We start from the raw sequence: 16236 nt of genomic DNA, 5'->3' as shown, positions 1-16236 counted from the left end.
CCACCAAGGGTGGCGTGGCCTCCGTGTCATGGGCGGCGGCGTCGTCGCACCAGCAGCAAACCGAGCAGCAACGCGGCGGGCGCAGAGGGGGGGCGATCGGTTCGGCAATCACATCCGCCGTTCTCGAGCGGCTGCTGGGGGTCGACGAGCCCGGCGTCGTCCGAGCCCGTGGCGTCTGCGCTCCCCGAGCCGTCGGCGCCGTCACCCGTGCCGCCCTCGGAGCCCGAGCCCTCGGAGCCCGAGCCATCGGCGCCGTCGTCTCCCGCCGCGGGGGGATTGCCGACGACGGTGAACGTGATCTCGTCCTGGGCCGGGTTGTCCGACTCGTCCTCCGCATCGACGCGCACCGAGTAGGTGCCGTCGGGAAGATCCTGGATGGGGAACGCCAGCTCGCCAGGGGCCGCGTAGGCCCCTCCGACCTCCACCGGCTCGGACAGCGGGCCGCCCTCGAGCCGAATGTTGGTGGTGATCACGGCGGGGCTCTGGTCGTCTTCGAACGCGAGCACGAGATCGAACGTCCCGCCCTCGAGGGTGGCCCCATCGGCCGGGGACACGATGGTCACCAGCGGGGCAATGGTGTCCGGGACCGACTCGCCGAACAGATACAGCAGCTCGCGGTAGCTATTTTGCCAGCCGAAGCTGCAGAACTGAGTGTGGACTTGGTTGCACCACCCGTTGGTGGGGTTCAGCGCGGTGTCCTCGACGATCTTGTAGCACTCGTCGTGAAAGGTCTTGTTGGAGCCCGCGGTGGTGGGAAACAGCAGATCCTGCTGCTCGTCGACGTGCTCGAGGCCCCAGGTATGGGCGAGCTCCTGCAGCACGATCTCGGCGATGCCGTCGGCCGAGCTGCTGGCCTCGAGGGTGAAGGAGGTCTCGCCTCCGGTCGCGTCGTTGCAGTCGATGTTGGGGGCGACGCCCGCGAACCCGGGGTTGGCACCCTGCCAGTTGCCCACCATCTCCATGTCGTAGTCGCCGCTCGCCGGGCGCTGGTCGGTGACGGTGATGCCGAAGTCGGCCACGCGCTTGCGGATCACCTGGATGATCGACGCGCGCTTGACCGCGTCGCCCGTGTACGGCAGCACCACGCCGTTGAAGATGGTCGAGCAGTTGTTGACGGGGTTGTTGTTGTTGCACCCGTTCATGTCCTGCCCGTCGAAGTTGACGAAGAGGATCTTCGCGCCGAGCCGTTGGGGGCGCTCGGTGGAGACCAGGCCGGCGGGCGATGGAGGCAGCGAGGGGCCGATGGGGATCGCACCCGCTTCGTCGTCGAGTGGATCGAGTGGCTCGCCGGCAGGTGCCTCGGCCGGCGTGAGAGCCAGGGCGAGGACGGGGACGAGGAGAGCGAACGACCGCGACCGCTTCATGCCGTCCCACCATACCCATGACATTGTCATGCGGAAAGTTGGAATTGGGGCTTGGGGTCGTCTTTGGAGGAATCCGGGGCGCGTCTTCTCACGGACGCATGGCCTGCGGCGGACGAGGCGCGTCGACGCAAGGGCGGAGGCGGGAGCATTTGCGCTTGGCTGGAGATCTTCCCAACGAGCAACGCCGCCGAGCGTGGAGCTGCGGCGGCGTTGGGCGGGTCACCCGGTGACCCGTGCGGTGCCTTCTTCAGGGGCGGTGGCTCAGTGCAGCCAGCGTCCGCCCTTCTCATCGCGACCGGACTCGTGGTCGGCATGCGGGGTGGTCGTCTTGTCGCCGCGGTCGCGCTCGCGAAGGAGCGCAGCCAGGACCATGCCCAGACCCGCGGCCCACAGCACCACGAGGAAGGCCACCCAGTAGGGCGAGGATTCCATTCCCATCATGAAGGGCATGCCGGCCTTCTGGGTGAAGGCGACGTGCTCGACCTCGAGGTTGTACACCGCGACCGCAAACACCATCTGCAGCAGGGCGATGGCGGTGCCGAGGATGTACACGCGATGCTTGCCCTCGCGACGACGCGAGGCGAGCAGCAGGGTGGCCACGGCGGTCTCGGCGACCAACAGGGCCTGGGTGAGCGTGGACCACATGACCTCGGACTTCTCGGCCCGCAGGTGCGTGTTGTCGAGCACCATCAGGTAGGCGCCAGCCAGCGCGGCCGCGGTGAGCACCACGAACAGCTGGAAGCGGCCGAACGCGCGACGAACCTCGCTGCAGCTGGCGACGGCCGAGGCACGAGCGGGACGCACCAGGCTGGACACGAGCAGCCATCCGAGCACCGGCATGAGGAACGCGGTGGACACGAAGGTGATGAGGTTGACCGTGTCGTAGGTCTGGACGTGGATCCGCTGCGAGAGGTCGACCACGGCCAGGGCGCTGCAGCCCACGCTGAGCAGGGCCAGCGCCGCGCCCTCGAGGGGGCGGAACAGCGGCGACCAGGCTTGCTCGACCCGACGGCGCCAGCTGAGCAGGCACAGGCCTCCGAGCATCGTCTGCACCAGCACGGCATAGCCGAGCATGGTGCAGCCCATGTCGCTGGCGCTGCTCGGGCCGAGCAGGCTGGCGAAGGGCAGGCCGCTCATTCGCACGGACTCGCCCACCATGGCGGGCAGGGGCCCGAGCAGGAGGCCGGTCGCGGCCATGTCGCCCACGACCATCACGCTGCCGACCAGACCGGGGCCGAGGATGGCCAGGCCGAGCAAGCCGCCCACGACCATGGCGTTGACCCGCTGGCCGAGGGCATCACCCAGGCCGATGGCGGTGAGGTGGGTGGCGGCCGCGAGGGCGAGCAGCACGCCCAGGGGCAGCAGGACGGCCGAGGGACCGGCGGTGAGCGCCAGCACCGGGAGGGCCAGGAGCAAGAGACCAGAGCCGGCCACGAGGGCGAACACGTTGGGGCCGATCGCCATGGCGAGGGCGAGATCACCGGCCGAGAGGCCCGTCATGCGCAGCACGGGCAGGGTGCCGGCCTCGCGCTCGCGGGCGGTGGAGGTGGCCGTGACCACGGGGCCGACGACGGTCAGCATGATGCCCGCGAGCACGAAGGTGATCATGCCGAACAGGCGCCACTTCTGGGCGGGGGTGACCGGCGATCGGTAGCGCACCATGGGCTTGAGCACCGCGGTGCGAGCGGCACGGTCGTCGTACCAGCCGTCTTCCCAGATCTCGGCGCCGGCGTCGGTGAGGGCCTCGTGCAGATCCTCGAGGTCGTAGCGGGCGATGCGGCCGAGGTCGGCATCGACCTCGGGCAGACCGTCGGACACGAGCACGGAGGCGGGGTTGTTGAGCATGGCCGCGTTGCGATCGAACGCGGCATCGTCGTCGAGCCACTCGACGTGGGCCCGAGCGGCCATCCAGCCTGCGACCTCGAGCCGGCGCATGAAGTCGTCGTAGGACTCGTCGCCGCGCGGAGTCAGGTCGGCCACGACCTCGATGCGGCTCTGCTGGGCGCCCGGCTCGCGGTCGAGGGTGGCGCCGTCGCGACGAAGCAGCCGTCGTACCCGGCCCTGGATGCCCTGCAGGGAGTCGCGCTCGGAGGCGACCGCGGCCAGCAGCTCGGTGCGGACGTCGGGACGCTGAATGCGAAAGCGATGCTGGTTGCCGAGATCGTCGACCCAGGTCGGCTGGTCACTCGTCGGATCCATGTGGACCTCGACATCGCGGCCGTTGACGAGGGCGGTCATGCCACGTGCGCGCTTGGGGGCCTGCAGCTGCGTGGGCTCGAGGCGCTCGAAGGTGCCGAGCAGCCGGGCGCGCCGGACCTGGACCGAGTCGATTGCCGCCGGGGACACGTCGATGATGGCCTCGGAGAGCGCATCGCGGAGCGCCACGGTATCGCCCTGCAGCGAGCCGTCCTCGGCGAGGACCATCTCGTCGAGATGTCGCTTGGCGTCGTCGAGCTGACCCAGCGCCATGTCGAGGCGGCGGTCGAGATCGGTGAGCACGGACACCCGTAGGCCCTGCCGCCGGTGGAACTCGCGATCGACCTTCTCCTGCACCCGGTCGTCGTAGTTGCACTCCGAGAGGTAGGGCCCGCTGCCGCAGACCTGGGTGGGGGACTCCAGGCCGAGCTGGATTCGCAGGTCGTGGGCCTCGCGGCTGTCGATTCCGGCGAGCGCCGATACGCCCAGCCAGGTCAGGCCGGTCAAGACCACGACGGAGAGCAGGGCGGACACCAGGCGCGCCCGGAGATCGCGGCGCAGGAACGGCCGTAGCCGGGTGTATAGAGGTTGGCGCATCACGGACTCCTTCGACGACGAAGAGCGAGGGGAGAAGAGGGCCGGGGTCGGTCCACGGGCCGCGGGCACACGACACCGAGCCTCTCGTAGTGTTCCATAAATCGGCGAGCTTGGCTCGGGGCAAAGGCGGCGTGAGCCGCGTGGGAAACTGCTGGCCATGGCCCGAGGGCCGTGGCCGGGCTGCCAACGCACCAGTGGCGCCGGCGATTTCACGCCAGGTCGATTGGTTCGAGCCCGTCGACGGGGCGAGATCCATCCATGGGCTTTCCAACGACGTGATGGCATGGACCATATCGAGCGCCCCTCGATGGCAAGGCAGAGGCGGCGTAAGATCCGCGCCGTGTCCGAGCCCGACTCGTCCATTCCGTCGCCCGCCGCGCTGGGGGTGTCCGTGCAGGCCCATGCAGAGATCGTCCGCTGGCTGACCGAGGCCACGTATGCCGAGCTTGGCCCGGGCCTGCGGGCCCTGGTAGGTCGGGCGGTGGAGGGAGATGCGGAGGCTCGGGCGGAGCTGGCCGACGCGTTCGTGGGGCCGCTTCCCATCGGCACGGGTGGGCGCCGCGGGGCCGTGGGCCCGGGTCCCAACCGGGTCAACGCGGTGGTGATGCGGGAGACGGCGCAGGGACTCGTTGCGGCCATGCGCGCCGAAGGCGTTCCCATGCGCGTTGCGATCGCGTTCGACACCCGCCGCGACAGCCAGGAATTCGGCCACGTGGTGGCCCGGCAGCTGGCCACCAACGATGTGGAGGTGCTGCTCATCGACGCGGCCCGGCCCACGCCTCAGCTCTCGTTCACGGTTCGGGCCCGGGCGTGCGGAGCGGGCATCGTGATCTCGGCCAGCCACAACCCACCGGGGGACAATGGGATCAAGATCTACGGGCCGGACGGTGCGCAGGTGCTGGGCGCTCGCGATCGCGCCCTGATGGACGCCATCGGTCGAGCCATGGCCGCGCCCCTGCCCGCGATCGACGAGTCCAAGGCGGATCGCATCACGCGGCTTCCGCTGCCGGAGGTGGACGAGGCGTACCACGCGTTCGTGCGGGCCCAGGGGGTCGCGCCCCTCGATCGGCTGCGCCGAAGCGGATTCTCGGTGGTGTTCACGCCGCTGCATGGCGTGGGGCACACCGCGGTGGTCCCGGCCCTCGCGGACACCGGCGTCACCGTGCACCTGGTGGACCGGCAGTGCGACCCCGACGGCGGCAACTTCTCCACGGTCGAGAGCGCCAATCCCGAGGCACCGGCGTCGATGGACTTGGGGCGAGTTCTGGCCGACGAGCGTGGCGTGCCGCTGGTGATCGCCACCGATCCCGATGCGGATCGCCTGGGTGCGCTGGCCCGCAATCGCGACGGCCAGCTCGAGTTCGTCGACGGCAATCGGATGGCGGTGATCATGCTCGACCACGTGCTGCGGCACGCGCCGCGACCGAGCAACGGCTTCATCCTGACGACGATCGTGACCACGCGGCTGGTCTCGACGATGGCGAGGGCGGCGGGGATCGAGGTGATCGACGATCTGCTGGTGGGCTTCAAGCACCACGCGGGGATGATGGCCGAGCGACCCCAAGACACCGTGATCTTCGGCTGCGAGGAGAGCCATGGCTTCATGCGGGGGGACCACGTGCACGACAAGGACGGCGCGGTGGCGGCCCGCCTGCTGGTCGAGGCGGCCGCGATGGCGCATGCCGACGGCCAGACGGTGTTCGACGTGCTGGAGCGGGTGTGGCGAGAGCACGGCTATCACCGCGAGCGCACCGAGAACCTCTACGCCTACGGGGCGGCCGGGCGCGAGGCGATCGCGGGGCTGATGGCGGAGCTGCGGCAGCGGCCGCCGTCGAGCCTGGGGGGGCTGTCGGTGGTGGGGGTGGAGGATCGGCTGGTCCCGCGGCACACGGGCAGCCCGACCCGTGATCTCCCGGGCAACGTGCTGATGTACGAGCTCGAAGGGGAGCTCGATGGTCGACGCGCGCGCTGCCGCCTGACGGTGCGGCCCAGCGGGACCGAGCCCAAGGCCAAGGTCTATGCGCTCGCGGGGAGCGACGGCGAGCCGTCCGCGGATGCGCTCGCCGCGGCCTCCGAGCGCATCGATCGGATCGTCGACACGGTGCTCGCCGACGCCAGGGCGCGGGCCGAGGCGATCATGGCGCCGATGCTCGGGACGTGAGCGCGGTGGAGGATCGAGGACGCAGCGGCGAGGCCGAACGCGATCCACGTGTGCGAGGGGGTCTGCGCGGAATCTCGGTGGTGCTCGTCGGGCTCGTGCTGGGGGCTGCGTTCTGGGTCGTGGGATCTCGCAGGAACACGCGCGAGCGGGGGGGCGAGCGCGTTCGAGTCGAGGCGGGTCATCGCGAGCGTGCGGTCTCGTCGTCGACGGCTCGTGGTGGGCGAGGAGTGGCGCCTCGGGAGACGACGGTCGCGGGTGAGGGGCGGGTGCGGGGCCGTGTGGTCGACGAGGACGGAGCTCCGGTGGGAGAGGGACAGCTGGTGCTGTGGTGCGCCACGGCGGGCGGCGAGGTGGCGAGGATCGAGGGGGGCGTGCTGACGCTCGACGAGGAGGGGCGCTTCGAGGGGCCGGCCTGCAGCGGCGAGGTCTGCCCCGAGCTGCGCCATCCCTCGCGGGTGCCGGCCGAGCCGTGGATCGTGGTGTCGGGAACCGAGGCGGTGCTCGAGGCGCGCGCGTTGCCCCGGCTATGGGGACGCGTGGTCGATCCCGACGGCAACCCGGTGGGGGGAGCGGTGGTGGTGGTGACCCTGCCGCCGGACGAGGACGATCCCTCGGCGGTGCTGCCGGTGGTCTCGTCGCGGACGTCCAGCGACGACGACGGCGAGTTCTCGCTGGCTCGCATCGAGCGGCCGCCGTGTGATCCGTGTCGGCAGGCCCGCGATGCCTGTCCCGATCCGCTGGTGCCCGCGGGAGATCGCGTGCTGGTGACCGCACGAGCGCCGGGGTGGGGCCCGGGGGCGCGGGAGGTGTGGCTCGACGAGGCCGACGAGGCCGACGCGCTGGTGGAGGTGACGCTGCGCCCGGCCGCCGCCATGATCCACGGACGATTGCTGGACGCGGGGGGCCGGCCGCTGCCACGCGCGCTGGTGCTGGCGCGCTCGGAGGCGAGGACCCACGAGCAGCACCGGGCCGATGCCGGTGACGGGACGTTCGCATTCGAGGCGCTGGCCGAGGGCTCCTATACCCTGCGCGCGATCCAGGACGGGGTGGAGGTCGCGCGGCGGGAGGGGGTGGAGCCGGGGCAGGAGGTGGACCTCGTGCTCGAGGCGGCGCTTCGCGACGTGGAGCTGAGGCTCGGGGATGCCCGGGGGCGGCCGTGGCCCGAGGTGAGCGTGGAGGGTGGCCCGTTCGGACGCCAGCGCAGCGACGGGGACGGGCGTGTGCGCGCCGAGCGGGTTGCCCCGGGCACCTACATCCTGCGCATTCGTCCGGGTGGGAGAGCGGCACGCGCATACGATCTGGAGGTTCCAGCCTCGGGTGCGACCGAGGAGGGGTCGCTGCCATGGGTGGAGGAGATCGAGCTGGGAGGGGAGGAGTAGGCAGGGGCGGCGATTTTCCTCGCTCGGCCCCTGCGAATCCGACCGCGGAGCGCGAATCCCGAGTGTGGGCGGCGCCACCGGGTTATCATGCGCGAGGCGTGACGCGTACTCAGGGGGAGGCTCGGGACAGTACCGCCGGCACCGAGGCGGAGGGGTTTCCCAAGGTGTTCGGCAAGTACGTGCTCGTGCGCCCGATGGCGCGTGGTGGCATGGGAGAGCTGTTCCTCGCGGCGGCCGGCGAGACCGGTGGCTTCGAGAAGATGTGCGTGGTCAAGAAGGTCCTGCACAGCGTCGAGGATCCGGGGGTTCATCGTCGGTTCCTCGACGAGGCCAAGGTGGTGGTGCGGCTCAACCACACCAACCTCGTGCAGGTGTTCGATGCGGGGCGGGTGGACGACGAGCACTACCTGGCGATGGAGCTGGTGGAGGGCAAGGATCTGCGCGCGGTGTGGAATCGCTGCGCGCAGCTGCACCGTCGGATCCCGGTCGAGGTGGCGATCTTCGTCATTCGCGAGATCCTGCGTGGCCTCGAGTACGCCCACGACGCGCTGTCCCTCGACCTGGTGCATCGCGACATCTCGCCGCCCAACCTCTTGGTCGGCTACCGCGGCGAGGTCAAGCTCACCGACTTCGGTCTGGCCAAGAGCGCGATCAAGCGCGAGATGACCAGCCCGGGGGTCGTGTTCGGACGCTACAGCTACCTCGCGCCCGAGCAGGCCAAGGGGCTGCCCGCCGATCGGCGCACCGACCTCTATGCGTGTGGGATCGTGCTGTGGGAGCTGCTGACGGGGCGGCAGCTGTTCCCGTCGTCGGGGCGCAGCCATCAGCAGGCGCTGGCGGCGGTGCGCAATCCCAAGGTCCGCCCGCCGTCGTCGCTGGTGCCCGGGATCCCCGAGGGGCTCGACACGGTGGTGCTGCGCTCGCTGGCCAAGGATCCCAAGGATCGCTACCCGAAGGCCGGCGAGATGCGCGAGGCGCTCTCGAAGGTGCTCAGCCGCTACTTCCCCGGCTGCGATGCGGACCGCACGGGCGAGTTCATGCGCGACATCTTCGCGCGCGAGCACAAGCTCGAGGCACGCGACATCGTCGAGCTGAGCCAGCGCGACTTCTCCGGGCTGCGGGCCGATGCGCAGCACACCAGCAGCATCAGCATCGGCGATACGGGCCTTGCCCACGGGGTGGCCGGTGGAGGTTCATCGTCGCTGCAGCTGCGTGACTCGGACATCATCGAGCTCGAGAAGGCGCGGCGAGGGGGCGGCACCAGCAGCCAGAACCTGCGCGACGACGCCAAGGCCTGGGTCGGCAAGATCGTGGCCCAGCGCTACCGGGTCGAGGGGATCATCGGCATCGGCGGGATGGGAGCGGTGTTCCGGGCGCGGCACCTGGCGCTGGGCAAGACCTTCGCCCTCAAGATCCTGCATCGGATCTACACGCGCGACGCGGACATCGTGGCGCGCTTCATGCGAGAGGCGCGGGCCGCCACCCAGACCGGACATCCCAACATCATCGACATCGTCGACATCGGGACCACGGATCGCGAGGACGTGTACTTCGTGATGGAGCTGCTCGAGGGGCGCACCCTCGGCGAGGTGGTGGCGACCGAGGGGCCGCTGGCGGTGCGGCGGGCGGTGAACATCGCCCGCCAGATCTGCCGCGCGGTGGCGGCCGCGCACGAGGTCGGGATCATCCACCGCGATCTCAAGTCGGACAACGTGATCCTGACCAGCCGCGGCAAGGATCCCGACTTCGTCAAGGTGCTCGACTTCGGGATCTGCAAGACCTCGAGCAACGACTCGGGTGGGGGCACGACGTCACCGGGCGTGGTGATGGGCTCGCCCGACTACATGGCGCCCGAGCAGGGAGCCGGGCTCGAGGCGAGCGTGGCCTCCGACGTGTATGCGGTGGGCTGCATCGTCTACGAGATGCTCGCGGGGCGCCTGCCGTTCAAGGGGCGCAACGCGATCGACGTGCTGATGCAGAAGGGAGCGCGCGAGGCCACCCGCGTGACGGAGCATCGACCGGAGGTGCCGCCCGAGCTGGCCGAGGTGCTCGCGCGCTGCTTGATGCGCTCACCGCAGGATCGGCCCCCGTCGATGCGGGCCCTGGAGTACGAGCTGACGCGAGCGGTCGATGGCCGGGCGACCGCGGTGGCGGCGGTGCTCGGGATCAACCGCGACGGCGAGAGCGGGCCCCAGCTCCAGGCCGAGGATCCCTCGCCGGCGGCCTCGGCGAGCTTCCATCGGGCCGCGATTGCGGCGCTCGATGGGCGCCCCGACGGCTACGAGCCGCCCGAGCGCACGGTGGTGGCGTCGCTTCCGCGACAGGAGCACACGCAGATCGCTCCGGCGCCGGTTGCCCCCTATGGGCATGCCTCGCGGGGCATCGTTACCACCGCGCAGGTCCAGGCCAGCTCGTTCGTGCCGCATCGCGTCGCGCCGCCCGAGACCAAGGGTGGCAAGGACGGGGTGGCCGGCGGTCTCAAGGCGCTCGCATTCGTCGCGCTCGGGGGGGTGCTCGCGAGCGCGGTGCTCTTGGCGGTGAGCCCGGATTCGTTGCAGCTGGGCGCGGAGCAGGGGGATGGTCGCGCGGCCGAGCCGCAGACCAAGGACGTGGGCGAGAGCGCCAAGGCGAGCGCCGAAGGCAATCCGGCCGAGGCCGACGCGGGGCCGGCTGCGGCGGACGCCGGGGTGGAGGGCGGCGCCCAGGCTGGGGCCGAGGCCGGTGCCGAAGGCGGAGGCAGCAGCTCGGGAGGCGAGCCCGAGCTGCGGATCGAAGACGAGCCCGAGCTGCAGATCGATGACTCGCCGCCCGAGGGAGCGCCGACGGTGGAGGAGCTGGTGGCGCAGGCCGAGCAGGCGCTGGCCGCCAAGCACTGGCGCGAGCCCACCGAGCAGAGCTTGACGATGGCGCTGACCAAGCTGGCGCTGATGGATCCCGGCCACGAGGCGCTGGCCCGGCTGCGGCGATCCGCGGCCGACGAGCTGCTGCCGCTGGGCGAGAAGGCCATGAGCCGCAAGGCGTGGAGCGAGGCGAGCGGGGCCTTCCGCGAGCTGCTCGGGGTGTGGCCCGACAACGAGGACGCGCGCGCGCAGCTGCTCGAGGCGCTGCACAACGAGGGGCGCGTGCTGGCCAAGGGCGACGATGCCACGGCCACGCTGGCGGTGGCCGACGAGATCCTCACGATGGAGTCGAGCGATTTTCGGGCGATGATGCTGCGGGCCGAGGCGCTCTATGATCTGGGGCGCTACGCGGAGAGCAAGCAGGCGTACTCGCGGGCCAAGAAGGAGAACCCGCGCAGCAAGGCGGCCAAGAAGGGCTGGTGGAAGGCCCACGGGAAGCTGAAGTAGTCGCCCTCCGCGAAGCCGAGCGCGCGCATGAGCGGGCGTTCACCCGATCGAGTGGCTCAGTAGCGCGGCAGCGCGGGATCCACCTCGGTCGCCCACCGGATGATCCCCCCGGCCAGCTCGTGGACCTGCGAGAAGCCGTGCTCGACCAGCAAGCGGCAGGCCGTGGTGGATCGCCCTCCTGCCTTGCAGTAGACCAGCAGCTCGCGATCGCGGGGCAGCTCGTGGAGGATCGCCTCGAGCTCGGCGTGGGGGTGGAGGCGATCGGTGAACGCGAGCTGGGCGATCGCGGCCTCGCCGGGCCGCCGCACGTCGAGCACGTAGGGGCGCCACCCCTGCTCTCGTCGCTGCACCACCTGTCGGGGCTCGAGCCGAGACCACGGGGGCGGATCTTCCGGATCGTGGACCCGGCCGGGTGCGCAGAATTGCTGGTAGTCGATGAGCTCGGTGATCTCCCCCACGGCGGGGTTGCGACGGTAGCGGAGCTCCCGGAACGACATGCCAAGCGCGTCGTAGAGCAGCAGGCGCCCGCTGAGGCTCGTGCCCGCGCCCAGCAGGATCTTGATCGCCTCGGTCGCCTGGATCGAGCCGATGACCGCCGGGAGCACCCCGAGCACCCCGCCCTCGGCGCAGCTCGGTACCAGGCCCGGCGGCGGTGGAGTGGGGAACAGATCGCGGTAGTGCGGGCCCCCTTGGTAGTTGAAGACCGTGGCCTGGCCCTCGAAGCGCAGGATCGAGCCGTAGACCAGGGGCTTGCCGAGCATCACGCAGGCATCGTTGGTCAGGTAACGGGTGGGGAAGTTGTCGGTGCCGTCCACCACCACGTCGTAGGGCTCGAGCCGCTCCAGCGCGTTGTCGCGGCCCAGCATCTCGTCGTAGAGATCGACCCGCAGGTGCGGGTTGATGTCGAGGATCCGGTCTCGGGCCGACTCGACCTTCTTGCGTCCCAGCGTGCCCGTGCCGTGGATGACCTGGCGCTGGAGGTTGGAGGCGTCGACCACGTCGAAGTCGACGATGCCGATCCGGCCGACGCCCGCGGCGGCGAGGTACATCAGCACGGGCGCGCCCAGGCCCCCCGTGCCCACGCAGAGCACCGAGCCGGCCTTGAGGCGCTGCTGGCCTGCAAGGCCGACCTCGTCGAGCAGCAGGTGCCGCGAGTAGCGGGCGATCTCCTGGTGATCGAGCGGGGGGAGTTCGTGGTCGGGCATGCTCACGGTGGGCTCCTCCTGGCGGCACCTAGGGGCGCCCGAAGAACAGGCGGTTGTAGCGGGTCTGGCCCACGCGCTCGAGCGAGCGAAAGCCGGCGTCGAGCAGGATCTGGCGCAGCCGGGCGTCGGTGACCACGGTGCCCAGGCCGTCGCCGCCCGAGGCCACCCCGTGGGGGGTGCAGCACAGCACCGAAGAGCCCGACATCAGGCGGCCGACCGGGTTGAAGTTGTCGGGGACGCGGTCGCCGCCCATCGGCTCCATCATGAACAGCATGCCGTCGTCTCGAAGCACCGAGTGGATGTGACGCGCGGTCTCGTCGTACCGCCCCACGTCGTGCAAGCAGTTGAAGATGGTGACCACGTCGTACTGCCGGTCGGGGAAGTCGTGGGCTTGGCAGGCTTCGAAGCGGACCCGGTCGGCCAGGCCGCGCTCGAGCGCGAGCGCATTGCCCCGCTCCACCGAGGGCGCGTGGTAGTCGAAGCCCCAGAACCGACTGTTGGGGAAGCGAGCGGCCATCACCACCGTGGAGTAGCCGTAGCCGCAGCCCACGTCGGCCACCGACGCCCCGCGCTCGAGGCGCTCGGCGAGGCCCTCCACCCGCTGCATCCAGCCGTCCACGAGCTGATGGGCGTACACGGGGTCGAAGAAGCGCGCCACGCCGGCGTGCAGATCGGGGTGGTGATCGCCCCACAAGAACCCCTTGCCGTCGCGGAACGCCCGCTCGATGTGCTCCTCGGCCTTGACCATGGCAGTGGCGAACTGAAAGCCCCCCTGCAGGAAGCGATCGCTGTCGGGGTCGGCGAGCAGGTGGGCTTGCTCGGGAGAGAGGTAGTAGCGATCGTCCTCGGCTTGGTGGTCGTACTCGACGTAGCCACCCGCGGCCTGGTTGATGAGCCACTCCCGGACCATGCGCTCGGATAGCCCCGTGCGCTCGGCGAGCTGCGCAGGGGTGAGACTGCCGGCCGCCCGCAGGGCGCGATAGAGGCCGAGCTTGTCGCCGAGCAGCGCGATGGCGGCGGACATGGCTCCGGCCATGTCCTCGATGAAGCGCTCGGCGAGCGCGTCGAGCCGCTGTTGGTCGATCGGAGCGGAGGGATGGGAGGACGGGGTCGTGGACATGCGAAGGCCTCTAGGCTCGGAGTTGCTCGATGACGGTGGCACACAGGGGGCGCTCGGCGTCGGGGCCGGGACCCAGCGGGGCGCCGTGGATGTGGTGCACGTAGGCGAGGCTGCCCTCGTGCTCGTACACCCGGGTGCGGACCTGGCCCGCCTCCCGCAGGTACATCGGCCGACGCAGCTCGGCCGTGGTGCTGGCCAGCGCCCGCGACAACCCATGGCGCACGCGCGGGTCGCCCCCCTCCATGGCCAGGGCCTCGCGAGCGCGGCCCGCCAGCGCCGGTAGCACGGAGAAGCGCCACTGGTCGGCCACCTCGCACTCGTCTCGGCTGATCTCGAAGTCGGTGATGCGCTCGGCCACCAGCGAGCCGGACGACACGAGCGCCTCTCGCTGCGGTACCACGCGGCCGGGGGCGCTCGGCTCGCGCTCGTCGTCTCGTAGCATCGCGAGGGGGGCTCCTCGCATTGGTGCCGGGCGGGCGTCGAGGGCAGCACCTCCGGTGACCTCGACCGGGCGGCACAGCAGCGACGCGCTGACCACTCGCTCGTCCTCGGACTCGGGGCGCAGCTCGAGCTGCACCTCGAGCAGTTGGTCGTCCTTGCGGGTCCGCATCCCGCAGTCGAGCTCGAGCCGGGACGCGTCGAAGAAGGTGAACGGCCGCAGCCACCGAACGTCGAAGCCGACGATCACCGTCGACCACCGGTGCTGCTCGACCAGCACCCGCCAGTCGCATAGTTGCCCCCGGATGCAGGTCGCGAGCGCCTCGATGGTCAGGCTCAGCACCATCGTGGGGTGGAGCTGGAGCGGCGAGAAGTCCAGCGTGTGCAGGGGGCGGACCCAGTGGAAGCGGCGGGGCACCGGCTCAGCCTCCCGTGATCGCCGTGAGGATGTAGACGGTATCGTCGGGCCCTACCATCAGTGACAGGCGAGGGTCATTGCCGTCGCGCGGGGCCGGGTCGAGTTGCTCGCCGTTGAGGAAGAGCTGGTGCGTGTCGCTGACGCGACCGTTCTGATCGAGCAGGGCCGCCCCCAGGCGTGGGTGTTCGGCCACGAGCTGCTCCACACACGCCCCGAGGGTGGGACCGCCCACGTCGATCTGCTTGGCAAAGTCCACGAATCGCAGCAAGGCGCCAGAGAATTGGAATCTCATCGCTAGTCTCCGCTCGAGGGGGAGGAAAATCGCGATCGTCAGCGCTCGTCCCCCCTCGAGCGCCGGATCTCCAGCTCGGCAATCGCGGCCTGCCCCAGCAGCACCAGCAGGACCTCCTGCGTCGTTTGCCCGGCAATACCGCCCATGAAGCCCCGCAGCGTGCGTTCGAACGGGAGCTGATCGGTGTAGCCCGACCAGCCCGTCAGGTGCAGGGCGTCGTTGGCGAACGCGAGCGCATGGTCGACCACGGTGTACTTGGCGGCTGAGAGCACCGGATCGAACGCCAGCCGGTGCTCGCCGCTGGCCATGCGCTCGAGGGCATCGTGCAGCACCGCGCGAGCGGCCCGAGTGCGGGCGTACATGCGCCCCAGCGTGCTTTGCACCGTCTGCATCTGCGTCAGCGGGACGCCTTGCCGGATGCGCCCCTGCAGGAACTCGATCAGTGTGTCGAGCAGGGCCTGCATCCTCCCGGGCCAGGCGGCGCAGATGAAGATCCGGCGGGCGTTGAGGAAGGCCTGCACCTGCCCCAGGCCATCGGCCGGGATCACGCGGTGGGACGCCGGTACCACCACGTCCTCGAGGGTCATCGCGGTCATTCCCCCCGCGCGAAAACCCATCGACCAGACCGGCTCCACGTGCAAACCCGGGGCGTCACGGTCGACCAAGAACGCCTGCAGACGGTCGGTGTCATCCCGGGCATAGACCACGAAGGCATCGGCCAGAGCGCCGCCCGTCTGCGCCACCTTGTGCCCCTCGAGCACCCAGTCATCGCCTCGGGGCCGGGCCCGTGTCTCGAACTCGTAGGTCTCGCAGCGCTCGGTGTAGGCAAAGGCCAGCAGCACCTCTCCTCGCGCGGCTCCGCCCACGTAGCGCTCCACGATCTCGGGCGTGGCGCTCGACAGCGCCCCTGGGAGATCGGCGAACAGCGACAGCAGGGAGGGCAGCTCCAGCTCCTCGCACACCCGGCCGATCTGCTCGAGCAGCAGCCCGAAGGTGCGGCGGCTGCCCCCCAGCCCCAGCGGCGGCGGCAGCAAGTACGCCAAGAGCCCCAGCTCCGCGCAGCGCGAGAATACCTCGCGAGGCAGCGCGCGAGCGTGGCGGTCGCGGTCCACGGCCCCCGGGTCGAGCTCACGCCCGAGGTAGTCGGCCAGGTGCCTGGTCACCCAGCGCTCGATCGCGACCGGTGTGGAATCAGGGCCGAGCTCGGCTGCGGCGAGAGCCGATGAGCCTGGGTGTCCCGACATGAGCTGCCAGCGGTAGCACGCGTCTGCGAGGAGAGCCACGGTCGCAAGTGACCTTCGAGCGACACGAGATCACCGAGATCACCCGAGGGCATGTCACAACATCGTCCTACTCGAAGTGGAGGGAGAGGTGGAATGCGATCGATTGGCCCGATCGGATCGGATCGCGGAGCGAACCCGAACTCTCCCCCAACGGCTGCGCAAAGCCCATCCTGGGTCGAGCGCGCGGGCGAGCGCGTGAGCGTGGATGATGCCGAGCAGCTCGGGTCCGCCATTGCGGAGATTCGCGTTGCATGCCAGCGTCGCAGGAGACGGCTACTATCGAGCCTCCCTCGTGCGGATGATGATACCTGGTCCGCCGCGACCAGTGAGTACGGGCAGGGCAGGGCGCTGCGGCCGGCGCGATCCGAATTGATCGAAATCGACGACTCCATCTTGCGCGGGTTCGTCGGGGTGTCAGCTCGGGAATGTGGGTGAT

General features: G+C 70.4%; 10 protein-coding genes. 3 read left to right on the top strand and 7 right to left on the bottom strand.

Annotated features, from left to right (window positions below; translation table 11 throughout):
• Positions 1 to 26 precede the first annotated feature (26 nt).
• Both OEB96_RS05125 and OEB96_RS05120 read right to left on the bottom strand, forming a co-directional pair.
• Positions 27 to 1364: an MYXO-CTERM sorting domain-containing protein gene (locus tag OEB96_RS05125; RefSeq protein WP_266214310.1), complete on the bottom strand. Its 1338-nt coding sequence runs from the start codon at positions 1362 to 1364 to the stop codon at positions 27 to 29.
• A gap of 261 nt (positions 1365 to 1625) precedes the next feature.
• The gene (locus OEB96_RS05120; RefSeq protein WP_266214309.1) at positions 1626 to 4157 is read right to left on the bottom strand and encodes a DUF2339 domain-containing protein; all 2532 of its coding nucleotides are present in this window, start codon (positions 4155 to 4157) and stop codon (positions 1626 to 1628) included.
• Between the two features lie 340 nt (positions 4158 to 4497).
• On the opposite strand from OEB96_RS05120, the gene OEB96_RS05115 reads away from it, so the two are divergent.
• The 3 genes from OEB96_RS05115 (at position 4498) to OEB96_RS05105 (ending at position 11044) form a co-directional block, all read left to right on the top strand.
• The gene (locus OEB96_RS05115) at positions 4498 to 6318 is read left to right on the top strand and encodes a phospho-sugar mutase (RefSeq protein ID WP_266214308.1); all 1821 of its coding nucleotides are present in this window, start codon (positions 4498 to 4500) and stop codon (positions 6316 to 6318) included.
• Positions 6315 to 7697, top strand: coding sequence for a carboxypeptidase-like regulatory domain-containing protein (locus OEB96_RS05110; RefSeq protein ID WP_266214307.1), 1383 nt, complete (start codon positions 6315 to 6317; stop codon positions 7695 to 7697). Before OEB96_RS05115 ends, OEB96_RS05110 begins: the two co-directional genes overlap by 4 nt.
• A 98-nt stretch (positions 7698 to 7795) precedes the next feature.
• Complete coding sequence (locus OEB96_RS05105; RefSeq protein ID WP_266214306.1) at positions 7796 to 11044, top strand: serine/threonine-protein kinase; 3249 nt, start codon at positions 7796 to 7798, stop codon at positions 11042 to 11044.
• A 56-nt stretch (positions 11045 to 11100) separates the two neighbouring features.
• Here the strand turns inward: OEB96_RS05105 and moeB are convergent, their stop codons facing one another.
• Genes moeB through OEB96_RS05080 form a run of 5 tightly spaced genes read right to left on the bottom strand, consistent with a single transcriptional unit; the run spans position 11101 to position 15761 of the window.
• Positions 11101 to 12249, bottom strand: coding sequence for a molybdopterin-synthase adenylyltransferase MoeB (gene moeB / locus OEB96_RS05100; protein ID WP_266214343.1), 1149 nt, complete (start codon positions 12247 to 12249; stop codon positions 11101 to 11103).
• 28 nt (positions 12250 to 12277) lie between these two features.
• The gene (locus OEB96_RS05095; RefSeq protein ID WP_266214305.1) at positions 12278 to 13369 is read right to left on the bottom strand and encodes a methyltransferase domain-containing protein; all 1092 of its coding nucleotides are present in this window, start codon (positions 13367 to 13369) and stop codon (positions 12278 to 12280) included.
• Between the two features lie 10 nt (positions 13370 to 13379).
• Positions 13380 to 14225 (bottom strand): hypothetical protein, encoded by an 846-nt coding sequence (locus OEB96_RS05090; RefSeq protein ID WP_266214304.1) that lies wholly within the window; start codon positions 14223 to 14225, stop codon positions 13380 to 13382.
• A 4-nt stretch (positions 14226 to 14229) separates the two neighbouring features.
• Positions 14230 to 14517: a MoaD/ThiS family protein gene (locus OEB96_RS05085; protein ID WP_266214303.1), complete on the bottom strand. Its 288-nt coding sequence runs from the start codon at positions 14515 to 14517 to the stop codon at positions 14230 to 14232.
• Positions 14518 to 14555: 38 nt separating this feature from the next.
• The gene (locus tag OEB96_RS05080) at positions 14556 to 15761 is read right to left on the bottom strand and encodes an acyl-CoA dehydrogenase family protein (RefSeq protein WP_266214302.1); all 1206 of its coding nucleotides are present in this window, start codon (positions 15759 to 15761) and stop codon (positions 14556 to 14558) included.
• Between the last annotated feature and the right edge of the window lie 475 nt (positions 15762 to 16236).

The sequence above is a fragment of the Paraliomyxa miuraensis genome, from assembly GCF_026337845.1.
GTDB lineage: Bacteria > Myxococcota_A > Polyangia > Nannocystales > Nannocystaceae > Paraliomyxa > Paraliomyxa miuraensis.
This window is presented reverse-complemented; position numbering and strand designations above follow the sequence as displayed.